This window comes from Streptomyces sp. NBC_00727 (assembly GCF_045161745.1).
GTDB lineage: Bacteria > Actinomycetota > Actinomycetes > Streptomycetales > Streptomycetaceae > Streptomyces.
In genome coordinates, this window is record NZ_CP108981.1 from 6,266,357 (window position 1) to 6,281,505 (window position 15,149).

14 protein-coding genes are annotated in these 15,149 nt (G+C 73.8%); 8 read left to right on the forward strand and 6 right to left on the reverse strand.

Features of this window, described 5'->3' with window-relative positions:
* The first annotated feature begins 13 nt into the window (after positions 1 to 13).
* The 3 genes from OG242_RS28315 (at position 14) to secD (ending at position 3,900) form a co-directional block, all read left to right on the forward strand.
* On the forward strand, positions 14 to 829 hold the full coding sequence (locus OG242_RS28315) for a rod shape-determining protein (RefSeq protein WP_405900847.1): 816 nt from the start codon (positions 14 to 16) through the stop codon (positions 827 to 829).
* A 215-nt stretch (positions 830 to 1,044) separates the two neighbouring features.
* A complete protein-coding gene (locus OG242_RS28320; RefSeq protein WP_405900848.1) occupies positions 1,045 to 1,527 on the forward strand; it encodes a hypothetical protein in 483 nt (160 codons plus the stop codon).
* Between the two features lie 78 nt (positions 1,528 to 1,605).
* Entirely contained in the window at positions 1,606 to 3,900 is a 2,295-nt protein-coding gene (gene secD, locus OG242_RS28325) for a protein translocase subunit SecD (protein WP_405900849.1), read from the forward strand.
* A 51-nt stretch (positions 3,901 to 3,951) separates the two neighbouring features.
* On the opposite strand, the gene OG242_RS28330 is transcribed toward secD, so the two are convergent.
* Positions 3,952 to 4,761 carry a helix-turn-helix domain-containing protein gene (locus OG242_RS28330; protein WP_405900850.1) on the reverse strand — a complete coding sequence of 270 codons (810 nt, stop codon included), beginning with the start codon at positions 4,759 to 4,761 and terminating at the stop codon, positions 3,952 to 3,954.
* Between the two features lie 63 nt (positions 4,762 to 4,824).
* Between OG242_RS28330 and OG242_RS28335 the strand changes: the two genes are divergently transcribed.
* Positions 4,825 to 5,130, forward strand: a complete 306-nt coding sequence (locus OG242_RS28335) for a 4a-hydroxytetrahydrobiopterin dehydratase (RefSeq protein WP_405900851.1) — start codon at positions 4,825 to 4,827, stop codon at positions 5,128 to 5,130.
* A 4-nt stretch (positions 5,131 to 5,134) separates the two neighbouring features.
* Here OG242_RS28335 and OG242_RS28340 read toward each other — a convergent pair whose 3' ends face one another.
* Positions 5,135 to 6,097, reverse strand: coding sequence for a LysR substrate-binding domain-containing protein (locus OG242_RS28340; RefSeq protein ID WP_405900852.1), 963 nt, complete (start codon positions 6,095 to 6,097; stop codon positions 5,135 to 5,137).
* 105 nt (positions 6,098 to 6,202) lie between these two features.
* On the opposite strand from OG242_RS28340, the gene OG242_RS28345 reads away from it, so the two are divergent.
* Entirely contained in the window at positions 6,203 to 6,952 is a 750-nt protein-coding gene (locus tag OG242_RS28345) for a class I SAM-dependent methyltransferase (RefSeq protein ID WP_405901746.1), read from the forward strand.
* Between the two features lie 44 nt (positions 6,953 to 6,996).
* On the opposite strand, the gene OG242_RS28350 is transcribed toward OG242_RS28345, so the two are convergent.
* Positions 6,997 to 7,869 (reverse strand): NmrA family transcriptional regulator, encoded by an 873-nt coding sequence (locus OG242_RS28350; protein ID WP_405900853.1) that lies wholly within the window; start codon positions 7,867 to 7,869, stop codon positions 6,997 to 6,999.
* 81 nt (positions 7,870 to 7,950) lie between these two features.
* Here OG242_RS28350 and OG242_RS28355 point away from each other — a divergent pair, with 81 nt between their 5' ends.
* Together OG242_RS28355 and OG242_RS28360 are read left to right on the forward strand one after the other, a co-directional pair.
* Positions 7,951 to 8,946: an AraC family transcriptional regulator gene (locus OG242_RS28355; protein ID WP_405900854.1), complete on the forward strand. Its 996-nt coding sequence runs from the start codon at positions 7,951 to 7,953 to the stop codon at positions 8,944 to 8,946.
* The gene (locus tag OG242_RS28360) at positions 8,943 to 9,872 is read left to right on the forward strand and encodes a class I SAM-dependent methyltransferase (RefSeq protein WP_405900855.1); all 930 of its coding nucleotides are present in this window, start codon (positions 8,943 to 8,945) and stop codon (positions 9,870 to 9,872) included. Before OG242_RS28355 ends, OG242_RS28360 begins: the two co-directional genes overlap by 4 nt.
* 80 nt (positions 9,873 to 9,952) lie before the next feature.
* Here OG242_RS28360 and OG242_RS28365 read toward each other — a convergent pair whose 3' ends face one another.
* Together OG242_RS28365 and OG242_RS28370 are read right to left on the reverse strand one after the other, a co-directional pair.
* Positions 9,953 to 10,789: an aldo/keto reductase gene (locus OG242_RS28365; RefSeq protein ID WP_405900856.1), complete on the reverse strand. Its 837-nt coding sequence runs from the start codon at positions 10,787 to 10,789 to the stop codon at positions 9,953 to 9,955.
* Between the two features lie 92 nt (positions 10,790 to 10,881).
* Complete coding sequence (locus OG242_RS28370) at positions 10,882 to 12,681, reverse strand: AMP-dependent synthetase/ligase (protein ID WP_405900857.1); 1,800 nt, start codon at positions 12,679 to 12,681, stop codon at positions 10,882 to 10,884.
* A gap of 456 nt (positions 12,682 to 13,137) precedes the next feature.
* Here OG242_RS28370 and OG242_RS28375 point away from each other — a divergent pair, with 456 nt between their 5' ends.
* Positions 13,138 to 14,148: a bile acid:sodium symporter family protein gene (locus tag OG242_RS28375; protein WP_405901747.1), complete on the forward strand. Its 1,011-nt coding sequence runs from the start codon at positions 13,138 to 13,140 to the stop codon at positions 14,146 to 14,148.
* On the opposite strand, the gene fdhD is transcribed toward OG242_RS28375, so the two are convergent.
* The gene (gene fdhD / locus OG242_RS28380; RefSeq protein ID WP_405900858.1) at positions 14,109 to 14,981 is read right to left on the reverse strand and encodes a formate dehydrogenase accessory sulfurtransferase FdhD; all 873 of its coding nucleotides are present in this window, start codon (positions 14,979 to 14,981) and stop codon (positions 14,109 to 14,111) included. The two genes, OG242_RS28375 and fdhD, sit on opposite strands and share 40 nt — an antisense overlap.
* Positions 14,982 to 15,149: the final 168 nt, after the last annotated feature.

Genomic DNA, 15,149 nt, shown 5'->3' on the forward strand with positions numbered 1-15,149 from the left:
GGGGTGAGGGGCGATGCGTTCTTTGCGCGACGGACGGCGGCACGACCGCCCCGTCCACCGGCACTTCGGGGGCGCCACCCGCGGCCTGGCCCTCGACCTCGGCAGCTCACGGACCCGCGCCTGGGTGCCCGGACTGGGCGTCGTCGCGGACACCGGCGGCGAGGAGAGCGGTGAGTACGGCCACGGCCGGCCCGTCCGGCGCGGCCGGATCGTCGACCCGGACTCCTGCGGCCGCATGCTGGCCCGCATCGCCGACCGGGCCCTGGGCGACCGCCGCGAGGACGCGGTCATCGTCCTCAGCCACCCCGTCCTCGCCGGTCCCGGACACCGCGACGCCGCCCGGGACGTGCTCCGCACGCTCGGCCCGTCGGACGTCATCGTCCTGGACAGCGCCAGGGCCGCCGCGGCCTGCGCCGGACCGGGAGACGGCGGCCCACTCCTCGTCGTCGACGTCGGCGCCGAGCTGACCGAGGCGACCCTGCTCGTCGACGGCATGGTGCGCGACGCGCGTCTCGCCGAGACCGGGCTCAGCGACCTGGAACCGGGCGAGCGGCCCACCGCCGTCGTCCGCGCCGTCCTGGACATGGTCATGGCCATGTGGCGGCAGGACCGGCACGGCGCGCTGCTCGGCGCCCTGCGCAGGGGTCCGTTGCTCGCCGGAGGCGGTGCGCTGCGCCCGGACGTCACCAATCGGATAGCGGTCCGCCTCGGCGTCCCGGTCCGGCTCACGGACGACCCCGCGACCACGGTGGTGCGCGGTGCGGGGCTGATCCTCAGCTCCGTGCTCCGCCACACCGGGGCGCCCGCACTCCCCGGTCGATCCGGGTGACCCCCCTCCCGGGGCCGCCCCCGGGGAACGCGGCCCCCGGAAGCCGGCCGGACGAACGGGTACGCGGCGCGTGGGCGTCGCCTGCGGGGGCGCGTGCCGGGTCGCCCCCCGAGCGCGTTCCCGCTTCGCGGGCGTCGCTCACCGCAGCACGTGCCCGGTCACGCCGCCGACGCGGACCCGCCGCGCGGCGGTATCTCGTCGCGCTGCTCCTCGCCGTGCTCACCCTGGCCGGCGGCGCACCCGCGGCGGCGGGTGCGGGGCTCCCCGTACGCGCCACGGCAACGCTCCCCGCGACGCTCGCGACGACGGTCCCCGCCCTCCCCGTACGCACCGCGACCGCCGCACGGCCGGCCGCACCCGCCGCGGCCGACGCACCCGCCGCGCCCCGGCCCGCCGTCGAACCCCCCGCCACCGCCGACCGCGGGCCGCACAACACCCCATGGGCCGCCGCCGAGCACCTCCGTACCGCACATCAGCTGCCCCCGCCGGGCCCCGGCGGGTTCGTCCCGTGCCCGGCAGCCGTACCCCCGCCGCTTCCCGTCCCCTGGTCCGGCCGCACCGCATCCGTCTCCGCCGCGCAGCGCCTGCGCGTGGCGCTCCCCGGCGTGCGCGGGCCTCCGAGTGGCGGTGTCCACCGGCCCAGGGACCGCTTCCCGGTCCCGCACACCATCGACGCCGTGCCGTTCTCGCCGTCCTAGTGCCCCTCCCGGCAAGCTTTGCCGGTCGCGGCACCAGCCGTGGCGGGGGTGCCCGGCGCCCCTCGGAGGAAACCCGCAATGACGCGCGCCACCACGGTGCGGGCGGTTCTGGCTGCGGCCGTGCTGCTCGTCTCCGTGCTCATCACGCTGACCATGTCACCCAGACTCGGCCTCGATCTCCAGGGCGGCACCCGCATGGTGCTCCAGGCCGAGGACTCCGACACCGCGAAGGCCGACCGCGAGAGCACCGACCGCACCCTGGAGGTGCTGCGCCGGCGCATCGACTCGCTCGGGGTGACGGAACCGACCCTGACCCGGTCCGGCGAGGACCGGATCATCGTCGAGCTCCCGGACGTCCAGGACCCCCGCAAGGCCGCCGAGGTCATCGGCAAGACAGCCCAGCTGACCTTCCACGCCGTCCAGGGCCCGGGCGGGCCGGCGGCCGATGACACCAAGGGGCTGACCCTCCCCGACGAACAGGGCCGCGAACTGGCCCTCGGCCCCGCCGCGCTCTCCGGCGCCGGGGTCAAGGAGGCGTCCGCCTCGTTCGACGCCCAGCAGGGCGCCGGCTGGACCGTCTCGCTCGACTTCCACAAGGACGCCGGCCGCGACTGGACCCGGCTGACCGGGGAGGCGGCCTGCCACCCGGTCCAGGACGAGCGGCGCCGGGTCGCCATCGTCCTCGACAAGCAGGTGATCTCCTCGCCACAGGTCTCGCCGACCGTCTCCTGCGATACGGGCCTGCCCTCCGGCTCCACGCAGATCACCGGCTCCTTCAGCGCGGACGAGGCCCGCGAACTCGCCCTTCTGATCGAGGGCGGCGCCCTGCCCGTGCCCGTCGAGATCGTCGAGCAGCGGACGGTCGGCCCGACGCTCGGCGCCGCCGCGATCGACGCCAGCGCGCGGGCCGCCCTGATCGGCGCGGCGGCCACCGCCCTCTTCATCACCCTCGTCTACCGCCTGTTCGGCGCGCTCGCAGCCGTCGCGCTCGGCGCCTACGGCGTGATCTCGTACGCGGCCCTCGTCGCACTCGGTGTCACACTCACCCTGCCGGGGCTCGCCGGATTCGTACTGGCCATCGGCATGGCCGTCGACGCGAACGTGCTGGTCTTCGAACGGGCCAGGGAGGAGTACGCGGGACGCCCCGGCAAGAGCCTGCGGTCCTCCCTCACCGCCGGGTTCAAGGGGGCCTGGAGCGCCGTCGCCGACTCCAACGTGACGACGCTCATCGCGGCCGGGCTGCTGTTCTTCCTCGGCTCCGGACCGGTCAAGGGCTTCGGCGTCACACTCGCCATCGGTGTCCTGGCCTCGATGTTCTCCGCGCTCGTCATCGCCCGCGCCCTCACCGAGATCGCGGCCCGCTCCCGGTTCGTCGCCGACTTCCGGGGCCTCAACGGCATCGCGATCCCGGGCCGGGTGCGGACCTGGCTCACCCGGCGCGAACCGCAGCCGATGCGCTACCCGCGCCGCTGGCTGACGCTCTCCGCCGTCCTGATCGCGGTGGCCGTCGCGGGCATCGTGGTGCGCGGGGTGAACTTCGGCGTCGAGTTCACCGGCGGGCGCCTCGTCGAGTACTCCACCAGCCGCCCCGTGGACGTCGAGACCGCGCGCTCCGCCCTCGCGGGGGCCGGGTTCGGCGACGCGGAGGTGACCACGGCGGGCGCGGGCGACATCTCCGTGCGCACCGGGGACCTCGACAACGACGACGAACACGCGCTGCGGGCCGCGCTGGCCGCCGAGGGCGGCGAGACCACCAAGGTCCGCGACGAGCTGATCGGCCCCAGTCTCGGCGACGAACTGCGGCGCAACGCGCTGATCGCCCTGGCCATCGCCGTACTCGTACAACTGGCCTATCTGGCGATCCGGTTCCGCTGGACGTTCGCCGTCGCCTCGGTCGGGGCGCTGGCGCACGACGTGATCATCCTGATCGGGACGTTCGCCTGGCTGGGACGCACCGTCGACGGCATTTTCCTGGCGGCCCTCCTCACCGTTATCGGGTACTCCGTCAACGACTCCGTCGTCGTCTTCGACCGGGTGCGGGAGCTGTGGGCGAAGGCCCGCAGGAAACCCCTCGCGGAGGTGGCGAACCGGGCGGTCCTGCAGACCGTGCCCCGGACGGTGAACACCGGGATGGGCGCCCTGTTCATCCTCACCGCCCTCGCCGTGCTCGGCGGCGACTCGCTGGCGGACTTCGCGCTGGCCCTGCTGATCGGCATCGTCGTGGGGACATACTCCTCGGTGATGACCGCCGTACCGGCCGCGCTGCTGCTGGAACGCACCAGCAAGGCCCCGCCGCCCGCCCGCACCCGGGCCCCGCGCGCCGGGCAGGGCGCCGGACGCCGCGATCCGCACGACAACGGCGCACGGGTGTGACGTGTACGGGCCCGTGTCTCCCGTACCGGCGGACACGGGCCCGGCCCGTCCTCAGGGCAGGAGTGAGCGCAGATACGCGGCGGTGCCCGGGTCGGCCGGCAGCAGCGTCTCGATGGCCAGTTCCGCCACCGTGACGTCCATCGGCGTGTTGAACGTCGCGATGGAGGCGACGAACGACAGCACCCGCCCGTCGTGCTCGATCACCAACGGCAGGGCGAACGGCACGGACGCCGAGGGCGGCTGCCAGTCCCGCTCCCCGTCCGGGCCCGCCGGTACGGGATAGCCCGCGACCTCCTCGTACAGCTCGCGCAGCTCCGCCGAACGGACCAGTGCGATCTGGCGCTCCATCTGCGCGAGGAGGTCCGCCCGCCACGCGCGCAGGTTCAGGATGCGCGGGGCCAGGCCCGCCGGGTGCAGCGTGAGGCGCATCGCGTTCAGCGGCGGGGCGAGGAGATGGTCCGGCACGCCCTCCAGCAGCCGGGTCATCCCCTGATTGGCCGCCACCACCGTGTACGTCCCGTCCACGACGAACGCGGGATACGGGTCGTAGCCCCGCAGCAGCCGGTCGAGGCCGTCCCGTAGTGCCCCCATCGCCGGGTCGTCGAGCGCGGTCTCCGCGTAGTGCGGGGCGTAACCCGCCATCACCAGCAGGGCGTTGCGCTCCCGGACCGGCACCTCCAGATGCTCGGCCAGCCGCAGCACCATCTCCTCGCTGGGACGGGAACGGCCCGTCTCGATGAACGAGATGTGCCGCGCCGACGAGCCGGCCCGCAGCGCGAGCTCCAGCTGACTGATCCGGCGCCGCTCCCGCCAGCTGCGCAGCAGCGGCCCTACCCCCGTGTCGGGCGCGACAGTTGTCATACGGAGACCGTAACGTCACCGGCACCGCCGACCGGCATCGACCACCAGTGAGGGAGCCGCCCCATGCCCGCCGCACCGCTGCCGCAGAAAGAGATCGAGGACCGGCTGCGCGAACTGCCGGGATGGTCGCTGGAGGGCGACCGGATCGGCTGCACCTACCGGCTGCCCTCGCACTTCGCCGCCGCCGCGCTCGCGGTGCACGTCGCCGCGATCCAGGACGAGCTGAACCACCACAGCGACCTGACGCTCGGGTACAACACGGTCGCTCTGGCCGTGAACTCCCACGACGCGGGCGGCAAGGTCACCGAGAAGGACCTCGGCCTGGCCGCCCGGGTCGCGGCGGTGGCGCCGGGGCACGGCGCGAAGTAGTCGCTCAGGAGGCGGCGCCGAAGCCGGGGTGCGTGGCGAGCCACCGCGTGTAGCTCTCGCTGCGCTCCACCGCCTGGGCGTACGCCGCCCGGGTGTGCCCGCTCACCGCCCCGGCCGCCGCCGACGCGGCGGCCGAGCGCGGGTGCCGGCCCAGCAGATGGCGCCAGCTGAGCGGCGCCCCGCCGATCGGACGCGTCACCACCCCCGGGGTCGGCGGGAACGTCGCCCGGCACAGCCCGACCGCCCGCCCCACCTGGACGAGATGGACGACGGACGTCGTGTCCGTCTCGTAGACCGACGCCGGGCTGAAGCCGGCCCGGGCGCACGCCGCGACGAAACAGTCCGCGAAGCAGCCGTCGCCCGGCACGTCCGCCCAGCACTCGTCGGCCAGTTCGGACAGCTCCAACTCGGCCCGGCCGGCCAGCGGATGGGACTCGGGCAGCATCACGAAGACCGGGTCGATCCCGACGACCTGCCACTCCAGCCGGTCCGCGTCCGGCGGCGCGCTCTCGCCACAGGTCCCGATGAGCGCGAAGTCCAGCCGCCCGTCCACCAGTTGCGAGGCGATCTCGTCCACCGACCAGGAGGTGTACGTGGACACCGGCGCGGCAGGGTACGCGGTGGCCAGCCGGTCGACGAGCCCACCGAGCAGCGGCCCGTGCGTGCCGCCCAGCCGGAACCGCTCCACGGTCCCCATCGCGTTGGCGAACCGCACCGCCTCCTCCTGGAGCTCGCTGACGGCGGGCAGCACCACCCGGGCCCGCTCCAGCACCAGTTCGCCCAGCGGGGTCGCCCGCGCGCCCGTGTGGTCCCGGTCGAACAGCGGGCCGCCGAGCGCCTTCTCGATCCGCCGCAGCTGCGCGCTGAGCGCGGGCTGCGCGAGGCCCAGCGCGGTGGCGGCCTTGGTCAGGCTGCCGGTGTCGGCGATGGCACGTACGGTTCGCAGATGCCGCAACTCCAGCTCCATCAGCGCACGTTATGGCCCCTGTGGCCGCACGGCAATACGTCGTTGGTGTAGACCTGTAGTTCGCACACCGGAATGCCGGCACATGGCCTGGAGTCGCCCCCGATGATCCTGGACTACGACAGAGAAGCCGCCGTCTACGACGCCACGCGCGGCGGGCTTCCCCGCGCCGAGGCGGCGGCCGCCGCCGTGCTCACCCTGGTGCCGGACACCGCCCGCTCGCTGCTGGACATCGGCTGCGGCACGGGCCTGGTCACCGGCCGGATCGCCGCCGGCCGCCCCGGACTGCGGGTGACCGGGTCCGACGCCTCGCACGGCATGGCCCGCGTCGCCCGGGACCGCGTCCGCGCCGTCGTGCTCGCCGACGCCCGCCGACTGCCCCTGCCCGACGCGGCGGTGGACGCGGTCACCGCGGTCTGGCTGCTGCACCTGCTGCGCGAGGAGGGCGCGGTCCGGGCGGTGGTGGCCGAGGCCGCGCGGGTGCTGCGGCCGGGCGGGGTGTTCGTCACCACCGTGGACAAGGACGCCTCCCACGACGTGGGCAGCGACATCGACGAGGCGTTCACCCCGTACCTGGTGCCGACCCCGTCCGACGGTACGGACCTGGTCGTCGCGTACGCGGCCGAAGCCGGCCTGGACGTGGCCGGGGACGCGTTCTTCCCCGGCCACGGACAGGGCCGCACCCCGCAGAGCGCGGCCCGCGCCGTGCGCCGCGGCTACTACGCCTCGCGTCTGGCCCTGCCGGGCGAGGCCGCCGAAGACCTCGCCCGGACCCTGGAAACCCTCCCGGACCAGGAGCGGCGGCGCGCCGACCCGGAGTACCGGCTGCTGGCCTTCCGCCGTCGGGCGGACGGCTGAGCCGGGGGGCGACGACCGGGCGATCCGGCCGCCGCCCCGCCGCGTCACGGCCGTACGGTCCAGAAGCCCTCCCGGGCCGCCTCCTCCGCGTACTCGGTGAACGACTTCGGGTCGCGGCCCAGCACACGCTTCACGCCGTCCGTGACCGCCGCGTTGTGCCCGTCGAGCAGGAAGGTGAACAGCCCCGCCAGGAAGGCCGCTTCCTCCCTCGGCGCGCCGAACCCGACGAGCATCTCCTCGTACTCGGCGCCCGTCAGCGCCACATAGCGGACCTCGCGGCCCGTCGCCGCGGCGATCTCCGCGGCCACCTCCGTGAAGGTCAGCGCCCGCGGGCCGGTCAGCTCCACGACCGGGCCCCCGACGCCCTCCCCGCACAGCGCGGCCGCCGCCACATCGGCCAGGTCGTCCGCGTCGACGAACGGCTCGGCGGTGTCGCCCGCCGGGAACACCAGTTCCCCGCCGAGCACCCCGTCCAGCATGGCGCCCTCGCTGAAGTTCTGGGTGAAGAACGCCGAGCGCAGCACCGTCAGTCCGGCGTCACCGGCAGCCGCGCGCAGCGCCTCCTCCGCGGCCGCCGCGTCCGGCTCGCCCCGCCCCGAGAGCAGCACCAGCCGGCGCACCCCGCACCGCCGTGCCACCTGCCCGAACGCGGTCATGGCCGCGGGCGCCCCGGGAGCTCCCAGGTCGGGGACGTACGCGACGTAAGCCGCCTCCGCACCGCTCAGCGCCGCCTCCCATCCCGACTCGTCCGACCAGTCGAAGGGGATCTCGCTCCGGCGCGAACCCACCCGCACCGGCACACCCCGCGCGGTCAGCCGTTCCACCACCCGGCGCCCCGTCTTGCCCGTCCCGCTCGTCACCAGCACCAGGCCCGTGCCGGTGGATTCCTGTGTCGTGTTGCGCGTCTCTTCCGTCATGACCCCAGGTTCTCCCGGACCCTCCCGCCGCCTCCATCCCCGAGGCTCTCGGCTCCCTACGCCTGCGTCTACGCTGCTGCCATGGACGCACTGGCCGAACTGTTGGACGGGCCCCGGGCCCGCGGGGCGTTACTCCTGCGGATGGTGATGGAGCCGCCCTGGTCCGTCCGGATCGAGGACCGCGCCCCGCTCTGCCTGATGGCGGTGACCGCCGGCGAGGCGTGGATCGTGCCCGACGGGGACACCGAGCCCGTCCTGCTGCGCCCCGGCGACCTCGCCGTGGCCCGCGGCCCGCAGCCGTACACCGTCGCCGACCGCCCCGACACCGAACCACGCGCCCGCATCGGCCCCGGCGGCAGCTGCGCCACCCTGCGCGGGGAACCCCTCTCCCAGTCCATGGAGCTCGGCGTCCGGACCTGGGGCAACGCCCTCGACGGCTCGGCGGCCGTGCTCGTCGGCACCTACCTCCTCGACGGCGAGATCAGCGGCCGGCTGCTCGACGCCCTGCCCCCGCTGCTCGTCCTCCCGGCGGGCGGCCGCACCGGACCGATCCTCGCGCTGCTCGGCGACGAGATCGCGCGCGACGAGCCGGGCCAGAGCCTGATGCTTGACCGGCTCCTGGACCTCCTCCTCGTCGACGCACTGCGCACCTGGTTCTCCCGCCCCGGCGCCGAGCCCCCGGCCTGGTACACGGCCATGGGCGACCCGGTCGTCGGCCAGGCGCTCCGCCTGCTGCGCGACGAGCCCGCACACCCCTGGACGGTCGCCGGGCTGGCCGCGAAGGCGGGCGTCTCGCGGGCCGCGCTCGCCCGGCGGTTCACCGAGTTGGTGGGGGAGCCCCCGATGGCCTACCTCACCGGCCGCCGCCTCGCGGTCGCGGCCGACCTGCTGCGGGAGACCGACGCGACGGTCGAGGCCGTGGCCCGCAAGGTGGGCTACAGCCAGGCGTTCGCGTTCAGCACCGCCTTCAAGCGCGTGCGTGGCGTCAGCCCGCAGGAGTACCGCAAGGGCAGCGGCTTGCCGGAACAGCAAGGAACTTTGCGCGGTGAGCCGGATGTGGTGACGCTGGAGTCATGAGCAACCACTCCGGCCACGGACACCAGCACGGCCACCAGGGCCTGCACCACGAGCGCCCCGCGCACGGCAACCACCACGGCGGGGCCGAACCCGACTGGGACGTCATGGCCCCGCTCCTGGAGCGGAACGCCGAACTCAGCAGCGCGCAGTACACCGAGGCCGCCCGCTGGATCGCCGCCCTCCCCACCGCGCCGAACGTCCGCCGCGTGCTGGACATCGGCGCCGGACCCGGCGTCGTCGCGTGCCTGCTCGCCGAGGTCTTCCCGGACGCGGAGGTCGTCGCCGTCGACGGCACCCCCGCCCTCCTGGAGCGCACCCGGGAACGCGCGCGGCGGCTCGGGCTCGACGACCGCGTCACCACCCTGCACGCCACCCTTCCCGAAGGGCTTCCCGGGCTGGGCGAGGCCGACCTGATCTGGGCCGGCAACACCCTGCACCACCTGGGCGACCAGCGCGCCGCCCTGGCCGGACTCGGCGAGCTGCTGCGCCCCGGCGGCACCGTCGCCCTCGTCGAGGGCGGGCTCCAGGCCCGGCAGCTCCCGCGGGACCTCGGCTTCGGCAACCCCGGACTCGAAGCCCGGATGGAGGCCGCCGAGGCGGAACTCTTCCAGCGGATGCGCGCCGAACTGCCCGACGGTCGGCGCGAGGTGGAGGACTGGGCCGCCCTGTTCGGTGCCGCGGGCCTCACCCCGCAGGGCACCCGCAGCTTCCTGCTCGACCTGCCGGCACCCCTCGGCGACGCGGCGCGCGAACAGGTGATCGCGGACTTCACCCGCCGCCGCGACGGGCTGCGCGACCACCTCGGCGCCGAGGACATCGCCGTGCTCGACCGGCTCCTGGACCCCGAGGACCCGGCCGGACTGCACCGGCGCCCCGACGTCTTCCTGCTCCTCGCCCGCACCCTCCACCTGGGCCGGCGCGCCTGAGCCGTCCCCGTGCACGACGAAACCGCCGCCCCGGCTCGCGAACGAGCAGGGCGGCGGTTCCGTACGGTCGGGGCGGGCGGTCAGGCGCCGGCGTTGAACTCGCCCGGGTTAGGGCCGAGCCGCTTGCCCTCGTCCAGCGCGGTGAACGCGGCCAGGTCGTCGGCGTCCAGCTCGAAGTCGAACACGTCGATGTTCTCCGCGATCCGCGACGGCGTCACGGACTTCGGGATCACCACGTTGCCCGTCTGCAGGTGCCAGCGGAGCACCGCCTGCGCCGGCGTACGGCCGTGCTTGCGCGCGACCGCGAGGACCGTGGGGACCTCCAGCAGGCCCTTGCCGGAGCCCAGCGGCGACCAGGCCTCGGTGAGGATGCCGTGCTTGGCGTGCAGGGCGCGGGACTCGGCCTGCTGGAGCTGCGGGTGCAGCTCGATCTGGTTGAGCACCGGCACCACGGAGGTCTCACCGAGGAGGCGCTCCAGGTGCTCCGGGAGGAAGTTCGACACACCGATGGCCTTCGCGCGGCCGTCGGCGTGGATCTTCTCGAACGCCCGGTAGGTGTCGACGTACGCGTCCTTGGCCGGCACCGGCCAGTGGATCAGGTACAGATCGACGTAGTCGAGGCCCAGCTTGTCCAGCGAGGTGTCGAAGGCGCGCAGCGTCGAGTCGTAACCCTGCTCGCTGTTCCAGAGCTTGGTGGTCACGAACAGCTCGTCGCGGGCGACGCCGGAGGCGGCGATGGCCTTGCCCGTACCCGTCTCGTTCCTGTAGATCGCGGCGGTGTCGATGCTGCGGTACCCGGACTCGATGGCGGTGGCGACCGCCTTCGCCGCCTCGTCGTCCGGCACCTGCCAGACTCCGAACCCGAGCTGGGGCATCTCGACGCCGTTGTTGAGGGTGAGGGAGGGGACCTGGCTCACGAGCAGAGCATCCTAACGTTGAGGGGTGGGACTCCCCACGTCAACGATCAAGCGCGCCCACACATTCCCGGCGACCCCGCCCAATCGTCCGGTCAGCGGTACAGTGCGTCCACCTCGGCCTCGTACGCCGTCTCGATCGCCTTGCGCTTCAGCTTCAGCGAGGGCGTGAGCAGCCCGTGCTGCTCGCTGAACTGGTGCGCCAGGATGCGGAACGTGCGGATGGACTCCGCCTGCGAGACCGCGGTGTTCGCCGCCACCACCGCCCGGCGCACCTCCATCTCCAGGTCCGGGTCGCGCACCAGCTCGCCCGGCGACAGCGTCTGCCGCCCCTGCATCGTGAGCCAGTGCTCCACCGCCTCCTGGTCGACGGTGACCAGCGCCGCGACATAGGGCCGGTCGTTGCCGACGACGATGCACTGCGCCACCAGCGGATGCGCCCGCACCCGTTCCTCCAGGGCGGCCGGCGACACGCTCTTGCCGCCGGACGTCACCAGGATCTCCTTCTTCCGCCCGGTGATCGTCAGGTATCCGTCCTCGTCCAGCGCGCCCAGGTCCCCGGTCGCCAGCCAGCCGTCGTTGAGCACCGCGTCGGTGGCCTTCGGGTCGCCGAGATACCCGCCGAACACATGGCTTCCGTACACCCACACCTCGCCGTCCTCCGCGATGTGCACCGTCGTGCCGGGGATCGGCTGCCCGACCGTGCCGTACCGGGTGCGCTCCGGGGGGTTCGCGGTGGCCGCCGCCGTCGTCTCGGTCAGCCCGTAGCCCTCGTACACCGTCACCCCGGCGCCCGCGAAGAACAGCCCGAGGCTGCGCTCCATGCCCGAGCCGCCCGACATGGCGTGCCGGATGCGGCCCCCCATCGCGTCGCGGACCTTCTTGTAGACGACCTTGTCGAAGAACTGGTGCTGCATCCGCAGCCCGGCCGACGGCCCGGGACCGGTGCCGAACGCCCGCGCCTCCATCGCCTCCGCGTACTTCACCGCGATGTCGACGGCCTTGTCGAACGGCCCCGCCCGGCCCTCCGCCTCGGCCTTGCGCCGGGCCGCGTTGAAGACCTTCTCGAAGATGTACGGGACCGCCAGGATGAAGGTGGGACGGAACGAGACCAGGTCCGGCATCAGGGCCTTCGCCGACAGCTCCGGCTGGTGCCCGAGCTTGACCCGGCCCCGGATCGCGGTGACCTCCACCATCCGCCCGAAGACGTGCGCCAGCGGCAGGAAGAGCAGCGTCGCCGCTTCGTCACCCGGTCTGGAGTGGAAGACCGCCTCCCAGCGCGAGGCCATGGTGTCCGTCTCGAACATGAAATTGGCGTGCGTGAGGACACAGCCCTTGGGGCGGCCCGTGGTGCCCGAGGTGTAGATGACGGTCGCCACCGACTCCGGGGTCACCGCCCGCCGGTGCCGGTGCACCACCTCGTCCTCGACGTGCGCGCCCGCCTCCACCAGCTCCGCGACCGCGCCCGCGTCCAGCTGCCACAGCCGCTTCAGCTGCGGCAGCCGGTCGATGACCGAGGCCACCGTCATCGCGTGGTCCTCGTGCTCCACCATGACCGCCGACACCTCGGCGTCGTGCAGCATCCAGAGCACCTGCTCGGCCGAGGACGTCGGGTAGACCGGCACGGACTGCGCGCCGACCGCCCACAGCGCGAAGTCGAACAGGGTCCACTCGTAGCGCGTACGCGACATCAGGGCGACCCGGTCGCCGAACCGCACCCCGTGCGCGATCAGCCCCCTGGCCAGCGCCAGCACCTCGTCGCGGAACGCGGCGGACGTGACGTCCTGCCAGCGCCCGTCCGCATCTTTTCGGCCGAGCGCGACCCGGTTCGGCTCCTCTTCGGCATGGTCGAACACCACGTCGGCGAGGCCGCCCACGAGGGGCGCGGCCGCCATGGGTGGGACAGTGAACTCGCGCAATGACCTGCTCCTAGGGGTGCTGCACAGCGCCGCGACGCTACCCCACCGGGCGTCTGCGCGGGAGGGTCCGGAGCGGTCCGTACCACGTGGTATCTGCACTGGTCAGGGGCCGAAATCCGGCCAGATGGGCAAGGCTCGGGCGCGCTTGGGACCGCGGAGTAAGCGGCTCGCGCGGGAATCTCCACCGAATCTGTACGCCGCGAGCACTGCCGGTGTGGGCTGCTATGTCCCGGTGTGGCCGGTCCGGTGGGTTCGGTCCGCCCGGCACCGGCCGCGGCGTCCCGTGCATTCTCCCCCGCCCGGCACCCCACCATGCCCGCTCACACCGACCGTGACGGTGGTGACAACCCGGCGTATTTCCCGATCGGGGCCCCGCCCGCGCAGGATGGGTCCGGGCACGACACGACCCGAACGGAAGAACGCGTGAAGCACCTGAGCCGCCGCATACCGAAGCCGCCGTCCTGGCTGCCGGCCGACCCGTACATAGCGGCGCTGATAGGCACCATCGTCCTCGCCGCGCTGCTGCCGGCCTCGGGCGCGGCCGCCGATGTGGCCGGCGGCGCCTCCACCGGCGCGGTCTCCCTCCTCTTCTTCCTCTACGGGGCGCGCCTGTCCACCGCCGAGGCCCTGGAGGGCCTGCGGCACTGGCGGCTCCACCTCACGGTCCTGGCCTGCACCTTCGCCGTCTTCCCGCTGCTGGGGCTGGCGAGCAGGGGGCTGGTGCCGTACGTCCTGTCGCCGCAGCTGCAGAGCGGCTTCCTCTTCCTGTGCCTCGTCCCCTCGACCATCCAGTCGTCGATCGCCTTCACCTCGATCGCCCGGGGCAACGTGCCCGCCGCGATCTGCGCCGGCTCCTTCTCGTCGATCGCCGGTATCTTCCTCACCCCGCTGCTCGCCGCCGCGCTGCTCGGCGACAGCGGCGGCGGGTTCTCCGGCGACGCCCTGCTGAAGATCGGGGTCCAGCTGCTGCTGCCGTTCGTCGCGGGCCGGCTGCTGCGCCGCCGCATCGGTGGCTTCCTCGCCCGGCACCGCAGGATCCTCGGCCTGGTCGACCGGGGCTCGATCCTGCTCGTCGTCTACACGGCCTTCAGCGAGGGCATGGCCGCCGGCATCTGGCACCAGGTGACCCCGGCCAGGCTCGGCGCCCTGCTCGCCGCCGAGGCGGTCCTGCTCGCGCTGATGCTCACGCTGACCTGGCACGGGGCGAAGCGGCTCGGCTTCGGGCGCGCGGACCGCATCGCCATCCAGTTCGCCGGCTCCAAGAAGAGCCTCGCCTCCGGGCTGCCCATGGCCAGCGTGCTGTTCGGCCCGCAGGCGAGCCTCGCCGTGCTGCCGCTGATGCTCTTCCACCAGATGCAGCTCATGGTCTGCGCGGTGATCGCCAGGCGGCGCGCCCGCGACGGTCAGGAGGCGGTGTCGCCGGAGACCGTGCCGGTGGTCTGACCCGCGTCCAGCGCGATGCGGTGCTCACCCGCGTACACGTTCATCGACGGCCCCCGCAGGAAGCCGACCAGCGTCAGACCCGTCTCGGCGGCCAGGTCCACGGCGAGGGACGAGGGCGCCGAGACGGCCGCCAGTACGGGTATGCCGGCCATCACCGCCTTCTGCGCCAGCTCGAACGAGGCCCGCCCGGACACCAGCAGGATCGACCGGGACAGCGGCAGCCGCCCGTCGGTCAGCGCCCGCCCCACCAGCTTGTCGACCGCGTTGTGCCGGCCGACGTCCTCCCGTACGTCCATCAGCTCGCCGGTCTCCGAGAACAGCGCCGCCGCGTGCAGCCCCCCGGTCCGGTCGAAGACCCGCTGGGAGGCCCGCAGCCGGTCGGGGAGCGCCGACAGCAGCGCGGGCTCGATCCGCAGCGGGGGAGTGTCGGCGACGGGGTGCCGGGTCGTGGTGCGGACGGCGTCCAGGCTCGCCTTGCCGCACAGCCCGCAGGACGACGTCGTGTAGACGTTGCGCTCCAGCGTGATGTCGGGGACCTCGACGCCCGGCGCGAGCCCCACGTCCACCACGTTGTACGTGTTGACCCCGTCGGCGGTCGCGCCCGCGCAGTACACGATCGACCGCACATCGGCCCGGTCACCGATCACACCCTCGCTGACCAGGAACCCCGCGGCCAGCGCGAAGTCGTCGCCCGGTGTGCGCATGGTGATGGCGAGCGGCTTCCCGTTCAGCCGGATCTCCAGGGGCTCCTCGGCGACGAGGGTGTCGGGGCGGGTGGAGACGGCCCCGTCCCGGATGCGGATGGTGCGGCGGCGCTCGGTGACCCGTCCCATGACCGTTGGACCCGATTTTCTGTGCGTGGGAGCTTGGGACGTACCGGCGGTGCGCCCCGACGCCGCCATTGTCCCGCAGCCCCGGGGCGGCGCCGCAACCGGAGGGAAAGGTCCCGGACCACCGGCGGGTGATGTCGAGCCCTCCAAGCCGGAGCCGGTATTCCTGTG